The 21,946-nt window shown below is 56.9% G+C and carries 16 protein-coding genes and 1 pseudogene; 8 read left to right on the forward strand and 9 right to left on the reverse strand.

Features of this window, described 5'->3' with window-relative positions; genetic code table 11:
• The first annotated feature begins 7 nt into the window (after positions 1 to 7).
• A complete protein-coding gene (locus QMG27_RS05315) occupies positions 8 to 508 on the forward strand; it encodes a histidine phosphatase family protein (RefSeq protein ID WP_281814001.1) in 501 nt (166 codons plus the stop codon).
• On the opposite strand, the gene QMG27_RS05320 is transcribed toward QMG27_RS05315, so the two are convergent.
• The gene (locus QMG27_RS05320; protein ID WP_281814003.1) at positions 477 to 914 is read right to left on the reverse strand and encodes a hypothetical protein; all 438 of its coding nucleotides are present in this window, start codon (positions 912 to 914) and stop codon (positions 477 to 479) included. The genes QMG27_RS05315 and QMG27_RS05320 overlap by 32 nt on opposite strands.
• Before the next feature lie 75 nt (positions 915 to 989).
• Positions 990 to 2,498 carry a Ppx/GppA phosphatase family protein gene (locus QMG27_RS05325; protein ID WP_281814006.1) on the reverse strand — a complete coding sequence of 503 codons (1,509 nt, stop codon included), beginning with the start codon at positions 2,496 to 2,498 and terminating at the stop codon, positions 990 to 992.
• A gap of 96 nt (positions 2,499 to 2,594) precedes the next feature.
• On the opposite strand from QMG27_RS05325, the gene QMG27_RS05330 reads away from it, so the two are divergent.
• A complete protein-coding gene (locus QMG27_RS05330) occupies positions 2,595 to 4,499 on the forward strand; it encodes a PhoX family phosphatase (RefSeq protein WP_281814008.1) in 1,905 nt (634 codons plus the stop codon).
• A gap of 13 nt (positions 4,500 to 4,512) precedes the next feature.
• Here the strand turns inward: QMG27_RS05330 and QMG27_RS05335 are convergent, their stop codons facing one another.
• From QMG27_RS05335 to QMG27_RS05360, 6 genes and pseudogenes are all read right to left on the reverse strand, one after another.
• The gene (locus QMG27_RS05335) at positions 4,513 to 5,820 is read right to left on the reverse strand and encodes a leucine-rich repeat-containing protein kinase family protein (RefSeq protein ID WP_281814011.1); all 1,308 of its coding nucleotides are present in this window, start codon (positions 5,818 to 5,820) and stop codon (positions 4,513 to 4,515) included.
• A 1-nt stretch (position 5,821) separates the two neighbouring features.
• A complete protein-coding gene (chrA, locus tag QMG27_RS05340) occupies positions 5,822 to 7,171 on the reverse strand; it encodes a chromate efflux transporter (RefSeq protein WP_281814012.1) in 1,350 nt (449 codons plus the stop codon).
• Positions 7,172 to 7,182: 11 nt separating this feature from the next.
• Positions 7,183 to 8,736 carry an FAD-dependent 5-carboxymethylaminomethyl-2-thiouridine(34) oxidoreductase MnmC gene (mnmC, locus tag QMG27_RS05345; RefSeq protein ID WP_281814014.1) on the reverse strand — a complete coding sequence of 518 codons (1,554 nt, stop codon included), beginning with the start codon at positions 8,734 to 8,736 and terminating at the stop codon, positions 7,183 to 7,185.
• Positions 8,737 to 8,742: 6 nt separating this feature from the next.
• Positions 8,743 to 9,015, reverse strand: a complete 273-nt coding sequence (locus tag QMG27_RS05350) for an oxidative damage protection protein (RefSeq protein WP_281814016.1) — start codon at positions 9,013 to 9,015, stop codon at positions 8,743 to 8,745.
• Between the two features lie 55 nt (positions 9,016 to 9,070).
• Positions 9,071 to 10,702 carry a rhodanese-like domain-containing protein gene (locus QMG27_RS05355; RefSeq protein WP_281814542.1) on the reverse strand — a complete coding sequence of 544 codons (1,632 nt, stop codon included), beginning with the start codon at positions 10,700 to 10,702 and terminating at the stop codon, positions 9,071 to 9,073.
• A 69-nt stretch (positions 10,703 to 10,771) separates the two neighbouring features.
• Positions 10,772 to 11,296 (reverse strand): annotated as a pseudogene (locus QMG27_RS05360) (cysteine dioxygenase); the annotation flags it as partial.
• Positions 11,297 to 11,339: 43 nt separating this feature from the next.
• Between QMG27_RS05360 and QMG27_RS05365 the strand changes: the two are divergent.
• Both QMG27_RS05365 and QMG27_RS05370 read left to right on the forward strand, forming a co-directional pair.
• A complete protein-coding gene (locus tag QMG27_RS05365; protein ID WP_281814018.1) occupies positions 11,340 to 11,927 on the forward strand; it encodes a disulfide bond formation protein B in 588 nt (195 codons plus the stop codon).
• Between the two features lie 51 nt (positions 11,928 to 11,978).
• Positions 11,979 to 12,533, forward strand: coding sequence for a hypothetical protein (locus QMG27_RS05370; protein WP_281814021.1), 555 nt, complete (start codon positions 11,979 to 11,981; stop codon positions 12,531 to 12,533).
• Between the two features lie 67 nt (positions 12,534 to 12,600).
• Here the strand turns inward: QMG27_RS05370 and argA are convergent, their stop codons facing one another.
• The gene (gene argA, locus QMG27_RS05375) at positions 12,601 to 13,947 is read right to left on the reverse strand and encodes an amino-acid N-acetyltransferase (RefSeq protein ID WP_281814023.1); all 1,347 of its coding nucleotides are present in this window, start codon (positions 13,945 to 13,947) and stop codon (positions 12,601 to 12,603) included.
• 79 nt (positions 13,948 to 14,026) lie between these two features.
• Between argA and hrpA the strand changes: the two genes are divergently transcribed.
• The 4 genes from hrpA to QMG27_RS05395 all read left to right on the forward strand — a co-directional run bounded on the left by hrpA (position 14,027) and on the right by QMG27_RS05395 (position 21,941).
• Positions 14,027 to 18,145 (forward strand): ATP-dependent RNA helicase HrpA, encoded by a 4,119-nt coding sequence (hrpA, locus tag QMG27_RS05380; protein ID WP_281814025.1) that lies wholly within the window; start codon positions 14,027 to 14,029, stop codon positions 18,143 to 18,145.
• A 100-nt stretch (positions 18,146 to 18,245) separates the two neighbouring features.
• Positions 18,246 to 18,722 (forward strand): 4Fe-4S dicluster domain-containing protein, encoded by a 477-nt coding sequence (locus QMG27_RS05385; RefSeq protein WP_281814027.1) that lies wholly within the window; start codon positions 18,246 to 18,248, stop codon positions 18,720 to 18,722.
• A gap of 15 nt (positions 18,723 to 18,737) precedes the next feature.
• On the forward strand, positions 18,738 to 20,585 hold the full coding sequence (locus tag QMG27_RS05390; protein WP_281814030.1) for an aldehyde ferredoxin oxidoreductase family protein: 1,848 nt from the start codon (positions 18,738 to 18,740) through the stop codon (positions 20,583 to 20,585).
• 12 nt (positions 20,586 to 20,597) lie between these two features.
• Positions 20,598 to 21,941, forward strand: coding sequence for an FAD-dependent oxidoreductase (locus QMG27_RS05395; protein ID WP_281814033.1), 1,344 nt, complete (start codon positions 20,598 to 20,600; stop codon positions 21,939 to 21,941).
• The last annotated feature ends 5 nt before the right edge of the window (positions 21,942 to 21,946 follow it).

A 21,946-nucleotide genomic window follows, 5' to 3' on the forward strand; every position in this document is an offset into this window, starting at 1 on the left:
GTCGAGCATGGATTTGATTTTGTGGCGTCATGCAGAAGCTGAAGTGGCGCCCGAGGGTGGTGATGACTTGTCACGCTCACTCACTCGAAAAGGCGAGCGACAAGCCATGCGCATGGCTGCTTGGTTAGACCGTCACCTACCAGAGGGAACCCGTGTGTTGGTGAGCCCTGCGAGGCGAACTCAGCAAACCGTAGCCCCGTTGGGACGAAAATTCAAACTACGTGATGAGCTGGTGCCAGAAACCTCAGTCGACGATGTGTTGACTCTGCTGAAGTGGAGTCCTGAGACAGGTCCTCAGTTGAAAGGATCTGTGTTGCTGGTGGGGCACCAACCTTATTTGGGTCAACTGGTGGCCAAGCTCTTGGGTATGCAAGAGCACACATGCCCTGTGCGCAAGGGCGGTGTGTGGTGGCTGCGCACCCGCATACGCGACGGTCAACCCCAAACGGTGTTGCTGACCGTCGCCTGCCCAGAACTTACTTCGAACTCTTGGGACGACCGGTCTTGATGGTTGGTACGTTGCTCAAGGCAGCTTTGAACTGAATGTCGCTCATGGCGGCGAGGGCTTTGACGCCTGCACGTAACAGTTCGCTTTTCTTGACCGCTTGACCGAGCTTGCCTGCACGGGTTTTGAGGCTGTCGATGACCACGTATTCATCCTTAGGTATGGTGAAGCTGTCGCGCACCAACTTTGGTTTTTTAACCTTGGCAGGCTTCTCTGCTTTCACAGGTTTGGTGGGCTTGGCTGGAGCGGCTTTGACAGGTGCTTTGGTCGTTGTTGTTTTGCGAACTGGTTTGGCAGCGACCTTTTTGACCACAGATTTTTTAGCGGCTGGTTTTTGGCCTGGAGTTTTTGTGGTTGCACGTGATTTAACGGCAGCTTGAACGATGGTTTTTTGAGCAGTTGTACTCACTGTTGATTCCTTGAGATTCAAAAAAAGAGTAAACAGTTTATACCGTTTAAATCAAACCACCTAGTGTCATATATGTCATGGTTTTGTCACAAACTCAAAAGACCATGGTGCTTTGGCCCAAGCGGTGCTTTCTTGCTTCAGCAAATGCGCGGACTGTGGAAACTCTTGTGTCCACGATTCATGTGCATGCAAGTGAATGCGCCGCTTGTGTGTGTCGCAATTCAGGCGTAGTGCTTGATAGGCGGGGTCTTTGCGTGCATGGCACAAAATCAGGCTGACACGCAACGCCATGAGCATCTTGGCAAATTCATCGTCCTGTAATTCGTCTTCTAATTTTTTCAGTTTGCCGCGTTGTCCGAGGATGAGCAAGCCCAATCGGTGCAACTCGGGCATGCCAAACCCCAGTAGATCGGCGTTGTCCAAGATGTAAGAGCCGTGCTTGTGGTAGTCGCTGTGGGAGATGGCTACACCCACTTCGTGCAGCTGTGCGGCCCAACTCAGTTTGCGGCAAAGGCGCTCCAGTGTTTCGGCTTCGCTGTTTTGAGCCTCCACATACATGTGCTGCAACAGATGGGCGGCCACACGCCCAACGCGTTGGCCTTGCGCCGAGTCGACCGCAAACTTCACCGCCAAACGTTGGATCGACAAATCACGCGTGTCTGTGTTGTGGTCTTCACGTTCCACCATCTCAAACAACACGCCATGGCGCAGGGCTCCTTGCGCCACATGCAGGGTGTCGATTTTCAGCAGCGTCATCAAAGCACGCAGCACGCTCACGCCACCGCCAATGACCGCGCGTCGGTCTTCTTTGAGGCCTTCCAATTGCACTTTGCTGGCATGCCCCGCGCGAACCAAGCACTTCACCAACCAATCCAACCCATCGAGGGTGATCTGACGTTCAGGAAATCCAGCCAACGCTAAGATGTCGGCCACAGCACCCACAGTGCCAGATGCGCCATAGGCTTTGCTCCACGCGTGTCGTGGGTAGGTGGAGAGGGCTTCTTCCAGCACCGCTTGTGTGGCAATTTCAGCGCGGTAAAACGCTTGTTCGGTGAATTCGCTGGTGGGGAAATATTTCATCGACCATGCCACGCTGCCCACGCGGAACGAGGCAGTTTTAGTGGCTTCTAGCCCTTGGCCCAATACGAGTTCTGTGGAGCGACCGCCAATGTCAATGACCAATCGGTGGTCTTGGTTGCTGGGCAGCATGTGGGCCACACCTTGGTAAATCAAGCGCGCTTCTTCGGTGCCTGCAATTACCTCAATCGGGAAGCCCAATATTTCGCAGCCTTTTTTCAAAAACACATCGCGGTTTTTGGCTTCACGCAAAGTTTGGGTGGCGACGGCACGCACTTGTGATTTTTTAAAACCAGACACACGTTCGGCAAAGCGGGCTAGGCAGTCCCAGCCGCGTTGCATGGCCTCGTCGGTGAGGTTGCGGTTTTCGTCCAAGCCATTGCCTTGGCGTACCGTCTCTTTGAGGTAGGCGACACGCTGAATTTGACCGTGGTCATAACGCCCAATTTCAAGACGAAAGCTGTTCGAACCTAAATCAATCGCTGCCAGGAGTGTGCCATGTTTCATAAAACAATATTACTGTTTATTTGTGACAAAAATATGTCACAGCACTGTCACGAAGGGTGCTTAAAGTGCGCTTCATTTCTTGACTATGAGGCTGTGATGAATACCTTTGATGAAAACGACCAACGCAACCACCCCCGTCCTGATGAAACTGATTTCAGTCGCATGGTGGATGCCGCTCTCAGCCGCCGTCATTGGCTCGGTGCAGCGGGGGCTGGGCTTGGTTTGTTTTTGGGTGGTCAGAGTTTGGCCCAGGCGGCACAGGGTGCGGCATCAAAGCGTATCGGACCTGCCATTGGCTTTGCCCCGATTGCCGCTAATTCTTTGGATACGGTCAGCGTGCCAGCGGGGTACCAGTGGCGCGTGTTGGCATCATGGGGCGATGCGATCTTGCCAGGTGGGCGTGCGTTTGATCCCGAAACACGCGGTACAGCCGCAAGCCAAGCCTTATCCATCGGCGACAACAACGATGGCATGAGTTTTTTCTGCTTGGGCGCAGACCATGGTGTGATTGCCGTCAACAACGAATACGCCAATTACGAATACCTATTTGCCAATGGGCGCTGCAGCAGCTTAGAAGACACCCGCAAAGCCCAAGCTGCGCACGGTGTGAGCGTGTTTGAAGTGCGCCGTGTGGCCGGTGTTTGGAAAGTTCAGCCCAATGCACGTTTGAATCGCCGCATCACTGCTAACACCGAGATGCGTTTGAGCGGTCCGGCGGCGGGCAGCGCGTTACTCAAAACGCAAGCCGACCCGAGTGGCACGGTGGCCTTGGGTACATTCAACAACTGCGCGAATGGCCGCACGCCTTGGGGCACTTACCTCACGTGCGAAGAAAACTTCAATGGCTACTTTGGCAGCGCTGAGAGCTTGCCTGACAACGCAGCGTTCAAACGCTACGGCATCAGCGCCAAAGGTGCGGGCATCAACTGGCACCCGTTCGATGAGCGCTTTGACTTGGCCAAGAACCCGAATGAGCCCAATCGTTTCGGCTGGGTGGTCGAGATTGACCCGATGGACCTCACCAGTACCCCCATCAAGCGCACCGCCTTGGGCCGTGTGAAACACGAAAACGCCGAGGTGGTGGTGAACGCAGACGGGCATGTGGTGGTCTACATGGGCGACGATGAGAAGGGCGAGCACATTTACAAATTTGTGTCTGCCAAAAAATTCGACGCTAAAAACCCGAAAGCGAATCGCGACTTGCTGGACGAAGGCACTTTGTATGTCGCGCGCTTTGCCGCAGTCGATGGTAAAGCAGAAGGCGAGGGCGAATGGTTGGAACTCACGCACGGCAAGAACGGGCTGACCACAGACGCGGGTTTCAAAGACCAAGCCGATGTGTTGGTACACACCCGTTTGGCCGCCACAGTGGTAGGGGCTACCACGATGGACCGCCCCGAGTGGATTGCCGCGCACCCCACCCAAGCACAGGTGTACGTGACCCTCACCAACAACAGCGACCGTGGTGTGAAACCCAACCAAGCCGTGAACGGCCCTAATCCGCGCCCCAAAAACGTGTACGGCCAAATCGTGCGTTGGACGCCCAAGGGCAACGACCACACGGCCCACACCTTCACCTGGGACATCTTCGCATTGGCAGGCAACCCCGCATTGCACAAAGACGCTTACGCAGGCTCAGCCAACATCACGGCAGAGAACATGTTCAACAGCCCCGACGGTTTGGCGTTTGACCGAGATGGCCGCTTGTGGATTCAAACCGATGGCGACTACAGCAACGCCAAAGACTTTGCAGGCATGGGCAACAACCAAATGTTGTGCGCCAACCCTGTGACGGGCGAGATCAAACGTTTCTTGGTGGGGCCTGTGGCTTGCGAGATCACGGGCATTGCCTTCACGCCCGATCAAAAGACGATGTTTGTCGGCATTCAACACCCGGGCGAGAAGCTGGCCCCGTCACACTTTCCGCAAGGCGGCGATGCTGTGCCTCGTTCATCCATCATCGCGATCTCACGTCGCGATGGTCGGGTGGTGGGGCTTTGAGCCGTTAAGGCGCTTAGCCTTCTAATGCCGTACAAACCTCGGCCAAACTAGGGCGCTTGGCAGGGGTGTCGACCAAGCACTGATGCGCCAGTGCTTTGAGTTGAATCACACTGGCTTGCTGTGCATCGCACTGCGCAGCTAACTCTTCGAGCAAGCAACCCAGAGCGCGGACTTCGAGCTTTTCTAAACCGCTGGCAAGTACTGCATCGTTCACATCGAAGAACGCGGCAGCGCCAAAGTCACTCAGCAGCGCATCGCCCTCTGGCGTGTGCAAGATGTTGTGCGCATACAAGTCGCCATGCAAGATGCCACGTGTGTGCAAATGATGCGCCGCTGCCGCTATGCCTTTGGCGATGCGTTGTGTGGCAGACCAGCTCAAGCGTTTGTGGGGTGCATACACATCGCGCGTGCAGCTTTCAAGACTGGGTGGCCCCGCGAGGTTGCCAAACTCAGGTGCAATCAGTGGCATGACCAACGCTTGCTGCCCATCAGGATGCGCCGTCACACGTGCCATGGCTGACAGCACGTGTGGGTGTGTGCCTGCATGCATGCAGGCGGCCATTTCGCAACCGGGCAAACCATCGCTGGTGACAGCACCTTTGAAGAGTTTGACGGCAACAGCTTGTTCGCCTTCTTCTGTGTGCAACTGCGCTTGATGAATCACGCCTGATGCACCTTCGCCTAGCTGCTGCTGAACTTGCAAGCGCTGCCATGCAATTTGCGGGGTGGGGGCGTTGGTCAAGGCTTGTGTTTCAAGCGCTTGCGTGAAAGGGTTGCCCGCAAAAGCCAGCCAAGTTAGGCGAGGCATGTGCAGCAACCAATTGGGTAGTTCAGTCAATTGGTTGGCCGAAATGCGCAGCAACTCTAAGCGCGTGCACTGGGCCAACTCGGGCGGCAAGTTGCTCAGCTGGTTACCCGCCAGCATGAGCTTTTGCATCTGCGTGCATTGCCCAATTTCTGCAGGCAGTTTCGTGAGTGCGTTGTCAGTCAAGATGAGCCAGCGCAACAGCGGCGGCAACGCCTTGGGAGGCACATGCGTGATGCGGTTGGCTTTGAAGCCCACCATGCTCAACTGCGCACACTGGCCCAACACCTCGGGCAGTTCGGTGAACGGGTTGTCGGAGCAAAAAATCACGCGCAGCTTGTGCAGGCGTGGCAAGTCATCGGGTAGGGCGCTGAGTTGGTTGCCAGATAAATCTAAGATTTCCAGCGAGTCGGCCAGCTCGAAAATTTCACACGGAAATTCGGTCAAGCCGCAGCGCAGTTGTAGGCGCTGAATGCCTGTGAGTTCGCCACTGCGCAGTTGTTCCAGTGTGTGCATATCAAAGTGGAATGAGCTTCACAGTCAAACCCACCAAGGCGCACACGCCAATGGTTTCCATCACGCTGCGCTTGTATTTGAAAAGCATCACGGCAGCACCCACAGCAATCAGGGCCGAGCGCACATTAAATGCTCCGTCAAATCCTTGGGGCCACAGCAGGTGATAGCCAAAGAACAAGGCGAGGTTGATGACCACGCCCACCACAGCAGCGGTGATGGCAGTGAGTGGCGCAGTGAACTTGAGGTTGCGGTGCGTGCTCTCCACCAACGGGCCACCGGCCAAGATGAAGATGAACGACGGCAAAAACGTGAACCACGTCACCAAGCAAGCGGCCAATGCACCCGCGGCAAACAAGCTCTCAGGCCCCAGCAACGCTTTGACATAGCCGCCGATAAAAGCCACAAATGCCACCACCATGATGAGCGGACCAGGTGTGGTTTCGCCCAAGGCCAAGCCATCCATCATTTGCGTGGGCGTCACCCAGCCGTATTGACTGACTGCGCCTTGGTACACATAGGGCAGCACGGCATACGCGCCGCCAAAGGTGAGCAACGCCGCTTTGGTGAAGAACCAACCCATTTGCGTGAAGCTGTGTTCCCACCCAAACACGGCGCACAACACACCCATGGGCACGGCCCACAATACGGCACCGGCCAACAACACTTGCATCAAACCTGCGTAGCTGAAATGCGCGTGTGCAGGTGTGGGTGTGTGGTCATCAATCAAGGCTGGGCCGTACGAAGCGTTGGAGGCACCATGCCCACCGCCGGTTTGAAATGTGTGTGGCGAGATACGTCCACCGATATACCCCACCGCCGCTGCAAAGCCCACGATGAACGGGAAGGGCACATCCAGCGCAAAGATGGCCACAAACGAAGCGGCGGCAATCGCCCACAACACGTTGTTTTTCAACGCACGCGAGCCAATGCGATGTGCCGCTTGCACCACGATGGCGGTGACCGCAGGCTTGATACCAAAGAACAAACCCGCCACCCAAGGCACATCGCCAAACGCGATGTACACCCAAGACAGCGCGATGAGGATGAGCAGTGACGGCAACACAAACAAAGCCCCCGCCACCACGCCGCCCCAACGCTTGTGCATGAGCCAGCCGATGTAGGTGACGAGTTGTTGAGCTTCAGGCCCTGGCAACACCATGCAGTAGTTGAGTGCGTGCAAAAAGCGTCGCTCAGACAACCAGCGGCGACGCTCCACCAACTCTTCGTGAAGGATGGCAATTTGCCCTGCAGGCCCACCAAAGCTGATGAAACCGAGTTTGAGCCAAAACCAAAACGCTTGGGCAAGGCTCACTTCTGATGGGGCGGTGTGTTCTGTAGTCGTGTGTGTCATGTGGTGTGTGTTCAGGCTTTGGGTTGAAAGCGTGTCGCATCTAAAAACTTCGCCAAGCGCGCTTCGATGGGCAGCGGCTCGCCGTGCCATTGTGCGGCCAACAATTCACCGCACAGCAAACCCAATGTGAGTCCACGCGAACCCATGGCGGCGTTCATGTACAAACCCTCAGGCGCGTCGGGCACACGGCCCGTCATGGGTAAACGGTCGTGCACGCCGCATCGCACTCCCGCCCAGCCATGCACGCGCGGGCTGTCGGTGCCCACAGTGGCAAACAAAGGCGCGAGAGCCGCCGCTGTGTCTGGCTCTAAAGCCTGCAAGCGTTCTAAGTTTTCGGCGTGGTCGGCATCGAGCAAACGAGCATCACCATGGATGCGGTCATACGTGGCCCCCGTGTACCAAGCGGGGCCATTGGGCGAGCTGATGTTGTGCACAAAGCTGCCGTTGCCGTTCACCGGTGTGGCGGGCATGTGCGCGCCTGCAGGCACATCGGCCATCAAGCCCCAAGAGATTTGCCCGCGCAGCGGGTTGATGCGCGGTGCGCTGCCGTCAGTCGTGGCAGTGGCGATGAGCGCCGCAGAGCCTGGTCCGGCGGCTAACACCACGCGAGCAGATTCAGCAAGCACAGTGTGGCCTTGCAAGACTTGCCACTGACTGGGTGGGCTTGCTTCGTCTGTGATGCATTTCAACGCATCGACATGCGCGTTGCCTTGCCAGTGAATGTTGGGGTGATCTAGCAGCGCGCGCACCAATTGCACAGGCCTCAGCCATGCGCCATGTGGGTGCCAGTACGCATCGTCGGGTGCTGGCGGTGGGGCTTTGTGTGTCCAGTCGTTCGCGGTGTGTGCGTCTTCATGCAGCCAGCTCAAGGGCACGCCACCGCGTCGGGTTTTGCCAGGCAGGCGGCGTTCGCGTACGCCGGTGCTGCCCCAGTCCACGCCCTCGACCAACAAGCGGCGCATGGTTTGCGCCATGTAGCGCAGGCCCGCACGCGAGAGGCGTGACACACCGCTGTCGTCATGTGAGGTGTGCGGGGCGACCACGCCCACAGGCAAGCCTGATGCACCAGCGGCAGGCGTGTCTCCGGCATCGAGGACCGTCACTTGCCAGCCGCGCTCGGCCAGCGCACGCGCTGTGCCTGCGCCCGCAATGCCAGCACCGATGACGGTGACCGTGCGATGGCTCAGCGCTGCTGTGTCGTGGGGTATGGGGCAAGGGCCAGTTGGGTGCGAACGCAGCACTTGTGCAAACTCGGGCCACGCATCGTGTGCGCCCACGCACAGCGTGAGCAGTAAATGGGCATTGGGATCGTGTGCGTGTGTAAACCGCAAACGGTGCATTCCTGGCAACAAGCCCCAGCATTGCTCCGCCAGTTGTTGGGCCAAGGGTCGAAGTTCGGGGTGGTCTGCAGTGGCATGCAACACCGCATGGGCTTGCAGCGGTAGAGCCGTGTGTGCCACCACATGCAGGTGGGTCGGACGCTGTGCGTCTATGGCCCAGCTGTGCCATAACGCAAGAAAAGCCAGCTCGTCAAAGCTGGCTTGGGTGTGACACCAACTCGTCACGCGGTGTTAAGCGCTGGGCGGCACGTAGCCTTGCACAGCGTCAGCGCCGTCGCCAAAGAAGTGTTTTTCCATTTGGCGTTTCAAGTATTCACGGGCGCGTTGGTCGGCCAAGTTCAAACGGTTTTCGTTCACCAACATGGTTTGTTGTTTGATCCAATCGGCCCACGCTTGCTTGCTGACGCTTTCATAAATGCGTTTGCCCAATTCACCAGGGTAGGGTGGCAAATCGAGGCCCTCTGCTTCTGTGCCGAGTTTGATGCATTGAACGGTGCGTGACATGTGTGTGATTCTTTGAGATGAGGGTTAAAAACTTCAGCCAAGACTGTAGCAATATTTAAATCACCTTGAAGTGATGTGTGCCATCGCGCCCCAGTTGTTCGACGAGGCCGAACTCCCAGTCGAGGTAGCCCTGCATGGCTTCCACGGGGTTGTCGGTGCCTTCGTAGGGTCGGCGGTAACGGTCGATGCGTTCGCAGCCCATTTGGCTGTCGCCACTTTTGAGGCCGTGTCCTGCAGCAGCCCATGCGGCGTTGCCGCCTTCGAGCCACACCACGTCGATGCCGTCTTTGACGAGTGCTTTGACTTCGTCCACCGCGTAGCGCGACACGCTGCCGTCTTGGCAGGTGAGCACATAGCGGTTGCCTTTGTGTGCGGTTTTCAGGCACTCGGGCAATTGCGTGCGCAGCGCCCACCACGCGTTTTGAATATGGCCTTTGACAAACTGTGCGCTGGTGCTGAAATCGAGCACCACGGTGTGGCTGTTGCGGTCAGACACCCAGGCCTTCACCTTGGCTACGTCGGTGCCTTTCACCCCATGCGCGGTGTCGGGCAAGCGTGCAGTGGGCACGGTGGTGTCGTTGAATTGTTCAGGCTTTACCTCTTTGAGGGTGTAGACCTCCCAGCCCATTTGGGCGAGCCACGAGGCGCTCATGTTGGCGCGTGTGCCGTCGGTGTCGCACAGCACCAAGCGTGCGCCACGCACGGTGGCTTGGTGGTCGGTTTCTTGCACCAGTTGGCCACCGGGGGCACTGCGTGCGCCGGGCAAGTGGCCCGCGGCAAATTCTTCGGGCGTGCGCACATCAAAGAAGTAGGTGGTGCGTGTGGCGTCGGCGAGCATGGCTTGCAGCTCGTCCCAGTTCACGCGCTTGACGCCGGCGCGCATGGCCACGGCAAAGGCACTGGCGGCGGCTTTGGCTCGGGTGGCGTCGTCCACTTCGGGGAAGTGTTCGCTCGCGCCTTTGGCGAGTTCTTGGCCAGCCAAAGTCCAGCCAATCGTGCCGTTGCGCAGGGCGCTCACGGGGTTGGGAATGCCCGCGTTGATGAGCGACTGCGTACCAATGATGCTGCGGGTGCGCCCCGCGCAGTTGACGATGATGCGTGTGGAGACATTGGGCGCAAGCGCCCGCGCACGCAACACCAGCTCGGCCCCTGGCACACTGATGCCGGTGGGAATGCTCATGGTTTGGTATTCGTCAAAACGGCGTGCGTCCATCACCACGACATCGGCTTTGGCGTCAATCAGCGCTTTGACTTCTTGGGCTGAGAGCGAGGGCGTGTGGCGTTTGGATTCGACCAACTCGCCAAACGATTTGCTGGGCACGTTCACGTCACGAAACACTTCGCCGCCTGCGGCTTGCCAGCCTTTCAGACCACCGTCGAGCAAATGCACCTGGGTGTAGCCCATGCGCTTCAAGGTACGCGCGGCGCTCAAAGCAAAGCCTTCGCCGTTGTCGTACACGACCACGAAGGTGTCGAGGCGTGGAATGCGCCGCCATGCGTCGGCCTCCACTCGGCCCAGAGGAATATTGGCCGCAAACAGCGGGTGGCACTGGGCAAAGGGGTCTTCTTCGCGCACATCGAGAAGCGCGATTTCTTGGCGTTGCAAGAGGGTTTCGCGAATGCGGACGTAAGGAGCGAGGGGAAACTCAAGCGGTGCTTCAGCCTTGGCATTGCTGTAGCCTGAAATGAAATCTTTCACCGTGCCATCTTCATGGAACACATGGCGGCTGACCTTGCCAATGTTGGCACCGTACACATGGATGCTGATGGAGACTTGGTCGCTCAGCGCGTTCCACACGCGGTGCACATCGCCGATGGTGGGTGAGACGGCTTCGACGTGGCCTGGGTCTAAGCGGCTTTGTTCGCCGCTGGGTTGCCATTGGCCTTGTGCTGTTTTGGCGAAGTGCTGACACAGCTCAGCGCCACGCAGCATGCCGATCATGCCCCACACGGTGTGGTCGTGGATGGGCGTGGCTTGGCCGGGGCCCCACACAAAGCTCACCACCGAAAAACGGTCATCGGGGTCGGCGTAAAGCAAGAACTGTTGGTAACGCTCGGGGTTGGGCTGAGCGTATTCTTCTGGCAGCCAATCGTCGTTTGCCACCAATTCAGCCAACAGAGGTTTGCCACTCGCCAAAATGGCAGCTTCGTCGCTGGTGCTTTTGAGTAGGGCATCGAGCTGGGTGACGAAGTTGTGTAAACGGGGGGTATCGGCGAGCTGTGGAGTACGTAAAGTCATGGCTTGTCTCTGGTTTTTTGGCTTTTCGGCCAAGACCTCCATTGTTTCACAGCGACAATCGAACTCAGCCCCCTTGGAGACAGTTGTGCTTGTAAATTTTTTGGATCATCCCCGTCGTATTTGGTTGTTCATCTTGCTGACTTGTGCTGGCTTGCTGTCGTTTGGCATGTACTTGCAGCATGTGGTGGGCTTGGTGCCGTGCCCCATGTGCATCGTGCAACGCTATGTGATGGTGCTCATGGCCTTAGTGGCTGTGCTAGGTGCTGGCTTGTCTGGGCGCAAGACGGCGCTGATTGCAGGCAGCTGGCTGGTGTTGTTGGCTGGTGGTGGCGCGTATGTTGCGGCACGCCAAACTTGGCTGCAGTGGTACCCGCCCGAGGTGGTCTCGTGCGGCCGCGACTTCTACGGCATGATTGAAACCTTTCCGTTGCAACGCGCTATTCCGATGATTTTCAAAGGCGGTGGCGATTGCTCCAAAGTGGACTGGACTTTCTTGGGCGGGTCGATTGCCAACTGGTCGTTCGTCGCATTTGTCGGCTTGGGTTTGTTGGCCTTGGCCACTGTCGTGCGTGTGTTGCAAAAGCCTGTTTCGGATGACATTGACTTGAATGATGACGAACCAGTAGATGCAAAGGTAGAGGTCAAAAAGGACGATAAATTCCTAGGCATTTGAGATTTATAATTAAAATTAATTAATAAAATCGCATGCCACAAGGAGTTTTTTATGCGTACGGTTTGTACATTGTTCCTTGTATCGCTATTGTCAGCATGCATGTCGACGCGCCCAAAGAACGACTTGGGATTTAGCGAAGTCAAGAAAATATCAAATTTAGATGGCTGTTATTTAAATTTGGCAGAAACTGGAAAAAACGTTGGTAAGAAATACCTGAGTTCAATTGTTTTTCCAAACTCTAAATTGGTTCATGACACGGTTGAAGCAATTGATGTGAAGTCGGCAGGACGCAGCTTTATTGTTAAGGCTATCGCCCAAGAAAAAGTCATTCATCAAGGGGAGTTTCTTGAAGGGAGAGATTTCATATTTAGTAATGGAACATTAACGATCACAAAAGCTTTTGGTTCAGGCTTATCTGAGCCCGGAAGTGTGTTTTTAGGTGTGGGAATGCAATCAACTACTCTTGGTGTTGATGCGTCTGGTGATGGTCGTGTTGTTGAGGACTTAAAGATCGCAGGAACGGCATTTTTGATCATTCCTGTTGCTGCTAGTGGCACAGATGTGGTTCGTTACGTTAAAGCGCCTAATCGTTGTGGACTAAGCTGAAACAGCAACAGTGGTGGTCACTGTTTACTTATAAAAAAGAAACGGGGCTTTTCAGCCCCGTTTGTCATTACAGCTTCTTCACCAAGACCAAGCTCTTACGGTCCCAGTTGTATTTGCGCTTGCGCGCTTCGGGCAGCCAGTCGGGGTCGGCTTGCACAAAGCCGCGTTTTAAGAACCAGTGCTTGGTGCGTGTGGTCAGCACAAAAATGCTCTTGAGGCCTTTGTTGCGTGCGCGTTGTTCGATGCGCTTCAAGACTTTTTCGCCATCGCCTTGGCCTTGGGATTGGGGCGATACGGTGAGCGCGGCCATCTCGGCAGTTTCTGCTTCGGGATAGGGATAGAGTGCTGCACAGGCGAAGATCACGCCGTCATGTTCAATCACGGTGTATTGGCCCACATCTCGTTCGATCTCGTTGCGATCACGCTTGACCAACGTGCCATCATTTTCAAACGGCTCAATCAGTTGCAAGATGCCGCCAACGTCTTCGTGCGTGGCTTCGCGCAGCTCTTCGAGTTTTTCGTCCACCACCATGGTGCCGATGCCGTCATGCATGTACACCTCGAGCAGCAGCGAACCATCCACGGCGAACGGCAAGATGTGGCTGCGCTCCACGCCGGTCTCGCAGGCCTTGACGCAATGTTGCAAGTAAAACGCAATGTCAGACGGGTTTGTGGTGTGGGGGAGTGTCTTGAGCAGTTGCTTGGCCGCATCCAAGGGCAGCTCTGTGTCGATGGGGTTGTCATCGCTGGCAGGCTCCAAGGGACGAATGCGAATGCCCGGTGTCTCGGTGACAAAAATCAGCTTGTCGGCTTGCAGCGCAGTAGCAACTGAGGTGGCGACTTCTTCCATCGTCAAATTGAACGCTTCGCCGGTGGGCGAGAAGCCAAACGGCGAGATGAGCACCATCGAACCTGCTGCCAAGGTTTGGGTGATGCCTGCCACATCCACCTTGCGCACCAGGCCTGAGTGTTGAAAGTCCACGCCGTCCAAGATGCCCACAGGGCGAGCGGTGATGAAGTTGCCCGAAATCACGCGCACAGTAGCGCCCGCCATGGGGGTGTTAGGCAGTGCTTGGCTAAAGGCGGCTTCAATCTCAAAGCGCAGTTGGCCTGCGGCTTCTTGCGCGCAGTCGAGCGCCACGCCATCGGTGATGCGCATGCCGTGTGAATACTGCGGCACATGGCCTTTGGCGGCGAGTTGTTCGTTCACCTGTGGGCGAAACCCATGGACCAACACAATGCGCACACCCATGCTTTGGATGAGCGCCAAGTCTTGTGCCAAGTTGGGCAGTTTGCCTGCGGCAATGGCCTCGCCCGCGATGCCCACGACAAAGGTCTTGCCGCGATGCATGTGAATGTAGGGCGCGACCGAGCGAAACCAAGGCACAAAGGTGAAGTCAAAAACGGCAGACATATCGACGGGTTGGCGGCTGGTTTGCTGCGGGTAAAGGGTTCGGCGCCCAAGGAGAAGGGCGGGCAGGGATAATTGCGAATTGTCTATCAAGTTTGTGCCCGTTTTGTCTTCGTCCGCTCCCTTCCAAATTGAATTTCCAGAATCGTTGCCCGTCTCGGCCAGACGTGAGGAAATCATGGCGGCCATGCAGGCGCACCAAGTGGTCATCGTGTGTGGCGAAACGGGCTCGGGCAAAACCACGCAGCTGCCCAAGATGGCGCTGGCTTTGGGGCGGGGGCTAGGTCTTAACGCCAAGCCTGGTCAGCGCAAGCAGATCATCGGCCACACCCAGCCCCGACGTATCGCTGCCAGCTCGGTGGCCAAGCGCATAGCCGAAGAACTCAAAACGCCGCTGGGCGAGGTGGTTGGCTACAAGGTGCGCTTCCAAGACCGTTTGAGCAAAGACGCGTCGGTTAAGTTGATGACCGACGGCATTTTGCTGGCCGAGACGCAAACCGACCCGCTGCTCAAAGCGTACGACACCCTCATCATCGACGAGGCGCACGAGCGCAGCCTGAACATCGACTTCCTTCTGGGCTATTTGCGCGAAATCTTGCCGCGCAGGCCTGACCTGAAAATCATCGTCACCTCGGCCACGATTGACGCAGATCGATTTGCCCAGCACTTTGCGTCAATGAGACCGGCGCAGGGCCGCCCCAAGACGGGCTCAGCCCCCTCGGGGGGCAGCGACCCACACGAAGTGGGGGAGCGTGGGGGCATGGTGTTATGTCCAGCGCCGGTGCTCATGGTGTCGGGCCGCACCTTTCCGGTGGAAATGCGCTACCGCCCATTTGAAGAAAAGCGCGACTACGACCTGAACAACGCCATAGCCGACGGCGTGGACGAGCTGTGGAGCAACCCCAGCCAGCAAGGCGACATCTTGGTGTTCTTACCGGGCGAGCGCGAAATTCGCGAAGCAGCAGACCACTTGCGTGCGCACCTGAGCCACAGCCCGGTGTTGCGTGGGACAGATGTGTTGCCGCTGTTTGCACGCCTGTCGCAAGCTGAGCAAGACCGCGTGTTTGACAGCCACAGTGGCCGCCGCATCGTGCTGGCCACCAACGTGGCCGAGACCTCGCTCACCGTGCCTGGCATTCGCTATGTGATTGATGCAGGCACGGCACGCGTCAAGCGCTACAGCTGGCGCAGCAAAGTGGAGCAGTTGATGGTCGAGCCCATCAGCCAAGCCGCAGCCAACCAACGCGCTGGCCGTTGCGGCCGTGTGGCCAACGGCATTTGCATCCGCTTGTACGACGAGGTGGATTTCAACGGCAGAACGAAATTTACCGACCCCGAAATTTTGCGTTCATCGTTGGCCGGTGTGATCTTGCGCATGAAGTCGCTTCACTTGGGCAACGTGGAACAGTTCCCGTTCCTCGAAGCGCCGCGCCCCAAAGCGATTGCCGATGGTTACCAGTTGCTCAGCGAACTCGGCGCGGTGGACGATGACAACGAACTCACCAACGTGGGCCGCGAGTTGGCCAAGTTGCCGCTCGACCCCCGCGTGGGGCGCATGATTTTGGAAGCGCGTGAGCGCAACGCTTTGGACGAAGTGCTCATCATCGCCTCGGCCCTGAGCGTGCAAGACGTGCGCGACCGCCCTTTGGAAGCGCAAGCCGCCGCTGACCAAGCACATGCCAAGTTTGATGACGACAAGAGTGAATTCAGCGGCTACCTCAACTTGTGGAAGTGGCTTGAAAACTCACGCGGTGGCAAGCCCCATGTGCCTGCGAGCATCAAGCACCAGTTGGCAGTTAAACAGCCGCAAAGCCAACAAAAGTCTGGCAAGCCAGCGGTGGGTGTGACGGGGCACTCGGAACACAAACTGAGCAACCGCCAATACGAAGCCTTGTTGCGCCAAAACTTCATCAACGTGCGCCGCGTGCGCGAGTGGCGTGACACGCACACCCAGCTGCTGACGGTGGTGACCGAACACAAATGGCGCATCAACACTTTGCCCGCCAGCTACGAGCAATTGCACCTGTCGATGTTGGCGGGTTTGTTGGGCAACGTGGGTTGCAAGCTCGATGATGATGAGGCGTATTTGGGTGCGCGCGGCATCAAGTTTTACCGCCACCCCGGCGCGCACTTGCGCAAAAAGCCTGGCCGTTGGCTGGTGGCGGCCGAGCTGGTGGAAACCACGCGCTTGTTTGGTCGAGGTTTGGCCAACATCGAGCCGCAATGGCTGGAGCAAGTGGGCGGCCATCTGCTGAAAAAACAATTGCTCGACCCGCATTGGGAAAAGAAAGCCGGCGAGGTCAAAGCGCTGGAACGCGCCACGCTGTACGGCTTGGTGGTCTACAACGGTCGCCGTGTGAGCTACAGCAAAGTCGACCCCTCGGGGGCTCGTGAAATTTTCATTCGTGAAGCGCTGGTAGCGGGCGAGCTAGACACCAAGCTGCCGTTCCTCGCAGCCAACCAAAAGCTCATTGCGCAAGTGGAAGAGCTAGAGCACAAATCGCGCCGCCAAGACGTGTTGGTGGACGACGCGCTGATCTATGCGTTTTACGACCAGCAGTTGCCCGCCGATGTGTGCAGCTTGGTCACGCTGGAGCATTGGTACCGCGATGAAGTGAAACGCCAGCCCAAGCTTTTGTGCCTGAGCCGCGACGAGCTGATGCGCCACCAAGCGGCGGGCATCACCACGCAAGCGTTTCCCAAAACATTGCGCATGGGCGGTGTGGACTGCACGGCTGACTACTTGCACGAACCTGGCGACGCCAAAGACGGCCTGACCGTGACCGTGCCACTCTTTGTGTTGAACCAAGTGAGCGAAGAACGCGCTGAGTGGTTGGTACCCGGCATGCTCAATCAAAAAGTGCATGCGCTGCTGAAAACGCTGCATCAAAAACCGCGTTCACGACTCGTGCCATTGCCTGAAAGCGCGGCGCGTTTGACGGAGGCTTTGAGTGCGACTGAGGTGTTTGGCGCGGGTTCGTTGACGGATGCGCTGTTGAAGCTGGTGCGTGCTGAAACGCAGCTGGACATCAAGCGTGCGGACTTCAAGCTGGATATGTTGCAGCCGCATTTGTTCATGAACTTTCGCGTGGTGGATGAGCATGGGCGGCAGTTGGGGCATGGGCGCAATTTGGGTGCGCTGAAGGCTGAGTTGGGAAGTCAGGCTCGGGGGGCGTTTCAGGCTTTGGCTGCGTTGAAAGGTGTGGGGTCGCTTTCTGTTGCTGGCGTTGACGGTGCTGCGGCGTCGAACGATGCGGGGCAGCGGGCTCCTCATGCTTTACAGAAATCGTCACCCGCTGCCCCGCATCGCTCAACGCCTTCTGGTGGTGGTTCTGCCGCTTCTGCGCCTGCGGACCAGCGTTACACCAGCTGGTCCTTTGGTGAACTGCCTGAGCTCATGGAAATCACCAAAGGCAAACAAACCCTCATTGGTTTTCCTGCGCTGGTGGATGTGGGCGATGCTGTGTGCATTGAAGTGTTTGACGAGCCTGAGGTGGCCGCCACCAAACACCGTGCGGGCTTGCGTCGTTTGTTTGCCATTCAAATCAAAGACGCGCTCAAGTACCTTGAGAAGAACTTGCCTGACTTGCAAAAAATGTCGGTGGCGTACATGAGCTTGGGCACCTCGGACGAGCTCAAGCAGCAAATATTGGATGTGGCTTTGGACCGCGCGTTCTTGCTTGACCCATTGCCCACGAGCGAGGCCGATTTCAAACGCCGCCTTGACGAAGGCCGTGGCCGACTGACATTGATTGCCAATGAAGTGGCCCGCTTGGCAGGCACTGTGCTGACCGAATTTGCAGCGGCCAGCCGCAAAGTGAAAGACACCAAAATCAGCCCCGATAGCGTGGCCGATGCTGCGCAACAGCTGCAACGCTTGGTGGGCAAACGCTTCATCGCCGACACGCCCTACACGCAGCTGCAGCACTTTGCGCGTTACCTCAAAGCCGTGGTGCTTCGTCTAGACAAACTGAGAGCCGATGCCGCACGCGACGCCACCAAACTGGCCGAACTCAAACCGCTGGAGCAAAAGTATTGGCGCCTCGTGGCAGAGCGCAAAGGCGTGACCGATGCGCGCATGCAAGAGTTCAGGTGGCTAATCGAAGAGCTGCGCGTGAGCTTCTTCGCGCAAGAGCTGCGCACGCCGCAGCCGGTGAGTGTGAAGCGGCTGGATAAGGCTTGGCAGCAGCTGAGTTACTGAACCCGCGTGAAGCCCTTTCGGGTACTAGGGGAATTCACTGATAAGCCCTGACGTGCAAAGCTCTCACAATCCTATGCAAACCAATACATAGGAGACTGGGATGCAAAAAGTTTTGCACATCAATCCGGATAAATGCACAGGATGCATGCAGTGCGAGATGGCGTGTTCGTTTGAGAACTACGGCACCTTTGCCACAGCCAAGTCGCGCATCAAAGTGTTTGACTTCCACCACACCGGCAAAAAAGTGCCTTACACCTGCACCCAGTGTGACGAGGCATGGTGCCAACACGCATGTCCTGTTGAGGCGATCACGGTTGACAAAGTGACGGGCGCCAAGGTGGTGAGCGAATCGACCTGTGTCGGTTGCAAGGTGTGCACGATTGCTTGCCCCTTCGGAACAGTCAATTACGTGCAGGAAACCGGCAAGGTGCAAAAGTGCGATTTGTGCGGTGGCGACCCTGCTTGTGCATCGGCTTGCCCCACAGGCGCGATCACCTTCATTGACGCAAATTGGACAGGTTTGGACCGCATGAAACAGTGGGCGGACAAACTGGGCAATCAACCTTCTGCAGCTTGATCGAGGAGAACACACATGTCATGGGCTGGAAAAATTCTTCGCGTCAATCTGACGGCAGGTACCGTCAAATCTGAACCTCTCAATATGCAATGGGCACGCGACTATCTGGGGTCTCGTGGTTTGGGGTCAAAGTACCTCACCAGCGAAATCGATCCCAAGGTTGATCCGCTGTCACCCGAGAACAAAATCATCTGGGCCACAGGCCCACTCACAGGCACGATGGCGTCTACAGGTGGACGCTACACAGTCATCACCAAAGGTCCGCTCACAGGGGCCATTGCTTGCTCAAACTCCGGTGGTTACTGGGGGGCTGAGCTGAAAATGGCTGGCTGGGATATGGTGATTTTTGAAGGTAAATCGGCCAAGCCGGTTTATCTGTACATCAACGACGACCATGCCGAGTTACGCGATGCTTCAGACCTATGGGGTCAAAGCGTATGGAAGACCGAAGAAAAGCTCAAGCAAATGCACCAAGACCCACTCTTGCGCATTTCAAGCATTGGCAAGTCTGGCGAGAACGGTGTGCTTTACGCTGCAGTGGTGAACGATTTGCACCGCGCCGCCGGCCGCTCTGGCGTAGGTACGGTGATGGGTAGCAAAAACCTCAAGGCCATCGCGGTGCGCGGCACGTTGGGTGTTGGCAATGTGCGTGACCCCAAAGCTTTTATGGTGGCCACACAGGCAGCCAAAAAAGTGTTGGCCGAGAACGGTGTGACGGGCCAAGGTTTGCCCACGTTTGGCACGCAGGTGTTGATGAACGTCATCAACGAAGTGGGCGCTTTGCCCACACGCAACCACCGTGATGTGCAGTTTGAAGGTGCCAAAGACATTTCGGCTGAAGCCATGGCCACGCCCCGCGCGACCGATGGCAAGAAGCATTTGGTGACTAATCAAGCTTGCTTTGGTTGCACGATTGCGTGTGGCCGTATCAGCAAGATTGACGAGACCCATTTCTCCGTGCAAAACAAGCCCGAGTACTGGGGCGCATCAGGCGGCTTGGAATACGAAGCGGCTTGGGCGTTGGGTGCCGCCAATGGCGTGAATGACCTCGAAGCTCTGCAATACGCCAACCTGATTTGTAACGAAGAAGGCATGGACCCTATCAGCTTTGGTGCCACCATTGGTGCGGTGATGGAGTTGTATGAAATGGGTGTGTTGACCAAAGAGCAAATTGGCACCGAGGCACCTTTCGGTTCAGCCAAAGCCCTGTGCGAATTGGCCGATATGACGGCACGCGGTATTGGTTTTGGTAAAGAGATTGGCTTGGGTTCTAAGCGCCTCACAGCCAAATATGGTCACCCCGATTTGTCGATGAGTGTGAAAGGCCAAGAGTTTCCTGCCTACGATGGCCGTGTGATTCAAGGCATTGGCTTGGCCTACGCCACATCTAACCGTGGTGCTTGCCACTTGCGTGGCTACACCATCGCGTCTGAAGTGTTGGGTATTCCCGTGAAGACAGAGCCCACCGAGCATGAAGGCAAACCAGAATTGGTCAAAGCTTTCCAAGATGCTACGGCGGCGTTTGACTCAGCTGGCGTGTGCATCTTCACTAGCTTTGCTTGGACTTTGGCCGATGTGGCTCCGCAAGTGCAAGCGGCTTGCGGTGAAGAGTTCACGATGGAACACCTCAACCACATTGGTGAGCGCATTTGGAACATGGAGCGAGAGTTCAACAACGCGGCAGGCTTTACCAAGGCGGATGACTCCTTGCCCAAGCGCTTGCTCACCGAGGCTGCTAAAACTGGTCCCGGCAAAGGCATTGTCAGCAAGCTGCCTGAGATGCTGCCCAAGTACTATGCTGCGCGCGGTTGGGATAGCGAAGGCCGCCCCACATCGGACACCAAGAAACGTTTGGGTTTGTAAGGGATACACGCCATGCGCCAGCACGTTATTTTGGGAGCCGGCCCAGCGGGCGTGATTGCAGCGGAAACGCTGCGCAAACACGCTCCGCAAGACCGCATCATCGTGGTGGGGGACGAGCACGAGCCACCGTACTCGCGCATGGCCATTCCTTACTTGCTGATCGGCAATGTCGATGAGCGTGGCACTTACCTACGCAAGTCGGATGACCACTTTGCGCAATTGCGCGTTGAGCTGGTGCGTGCGCGTGCCCAATCGGTGAACCCTACAAAAAAAGAAGTGGTGTTGGACAACGGGCAAACCTTGGCGTTTGATTGTTTGTTGATTGCGACGGGTTCTAAGCCTGTGCAACCGCCCATTCCTGGGATTGACAGCCCGCAGGTACATACCTGCTGGACGCTGGATGACGCGCGCGCCATTCAGCAACTGGCCAAGCCGGGTGCACGCGTGTTGCAAATGGGTGCTGGCTTTATTGGTTGCATCATCATGGAAGCCTTGGCGACGCGTGGCGTCAAGCTGAGCGTGGTGGAAATGGGCGACCGCATGGTGCCTCGCATGATGGGTCCTGTGGCGGGCGGCATGATTCGCGATTGGTGCGAGACCAAAGGCGTGCAGGTGTTCACAGGAGCGAAGGTAGAGGCCATTGTGCCTACGCAGGATGCACCTACGGGCGTGCTGTCTAAGCTGGCACAAACGGTGGGTTTGGGGGATCCTCCGACGGATGCGCCTTTGCGGGTGCGTTTGTCTAACGGTCAAAAAATCGAAGCTGATTTGGTCATCAGTGCCACGGGTGTCAAACCGAATATCGCTTTCCTCAAAGACTCCGGCATCACTTGCTTGCAGGGCGTGCTGACCGATGAGCGTTTGCAAACCAATGTGCCTGGCATTTATGCGGCAGGTGATTGCGCCGAGGCCTATGACAAGGTCAGTGGGACCACCATCGTGAGCGCCATTCAACCCAACGCTGCAGAGCAAGCCCGTGTGGCTGCACTCAATATGGTGGGGCAACACACGGAGCTCAAGGGTGTGACACAAATCAACGTGTTGGACACTTTGGGCTTGATCTCTACGAGTTTTGGTCACTGGCAAGGCGTGCCCGGTGGCGAACACGTTGCTTTGACAGCGGATGGCAAGCATCTGAGCTTGCAATTCAGTGGCGATGTGATGGTGGGTTGCAACAGTGTGGGCTGGACTGAGCATGTGGGCGTGATGCGCGGCTTGGTAGAAGGGCGCATTCACTTGGGTGAGTGGAAAGACAAACTCTTGCTTGATCCCACTTTGTTGGTTGAGGCTTACCTTGCATGTGCGCAAGGACAAGGTCACTGGCATGGCGCGAACGATACGCGCCGCCGCGCATAATGCGC

Source organism: Limnohabitans sp. MORI2 (genome assembly GCF_027925025.1).
GTDB lineage: Bacteria > Pseudomonadota > Gammaproteobacteria > Burkholderiales > Burkholderiaceae_C > Limnohabitans.

Coding starts and splice junctions, on each gene's coding strand:
- QMG27_RS05315 (WP_281814001.1), top strand. CDS start 8: ATGGATTTGATTTTGTGGCGTCATGCAGAAGCTGAAGTGGCGCCCGAG.
- QMG27_RS05325 (WP_281814006.1), bottom strand. CDS start 2,498: ATGAAACATGGCACACTCCTGGCAGCGATTGATTTAGGTTCGAACAGC.
- QMG27_RS05330 (WP_281814008.1), top strand. CDS start 2,595: ATGAATACCTTTGATGAAAACGACCAACGCAACCACCCCCGTCCTGAT.
- QMG27_RS05335 (WP_281814011.1), bottom strand. CDS start 5,820: ATGCACACACTGGAACAACTGCGCAGTGGCGAACTCACAGGCATTCAG.
- chrA (WP_281814012.1), bottom strand. CDS start 7,171: ATGACACACACGACTACAGAACACACCGCCCCATCAGAAGTGAGCCTT.
- QMG27_RS05350 (WP_281814016.1), bottom strand. CDS start 9,015: ATGTCACGCACCGTTCAATGCATCAAACTCGGCACAGAAGCAGAGGGC.
- QMG27_RS05370 (WP_281814021.1), top strand. CDS start 11,979: ATGCGTACGGTTTGTACATTGTTCCTTGTATCGCTATTGTCAGCATGC.
- argA (WP_281814023.1), bottom strand. CDS start 13,947: ATGTCTGCCGTTTTTGACTTCACCTTTGTGCCTTGGTTTCGCTCGGTC.
- QMG27_RS05385 (WP_281814027.1), top strand. CDS start 18,246: ATGCAAAAAGTTTTGCACATCAATCCGGATAAATGCACAGGATGCATG.
- QMG27_RS05390 (WP_281814030.1), top strand. CDS start 18,738: ATGTCATGGGCTGGAAAAATTCTTCGCGTCAATCTGACGGCAGGTACC.
- QMG27_RS05395 (WP_281814033.1), top strand. CDS start 20,598: ATGCGCCAGCACGTTATTTTGGGAGCCGGCCCAGCGGGCGTGATTGCA.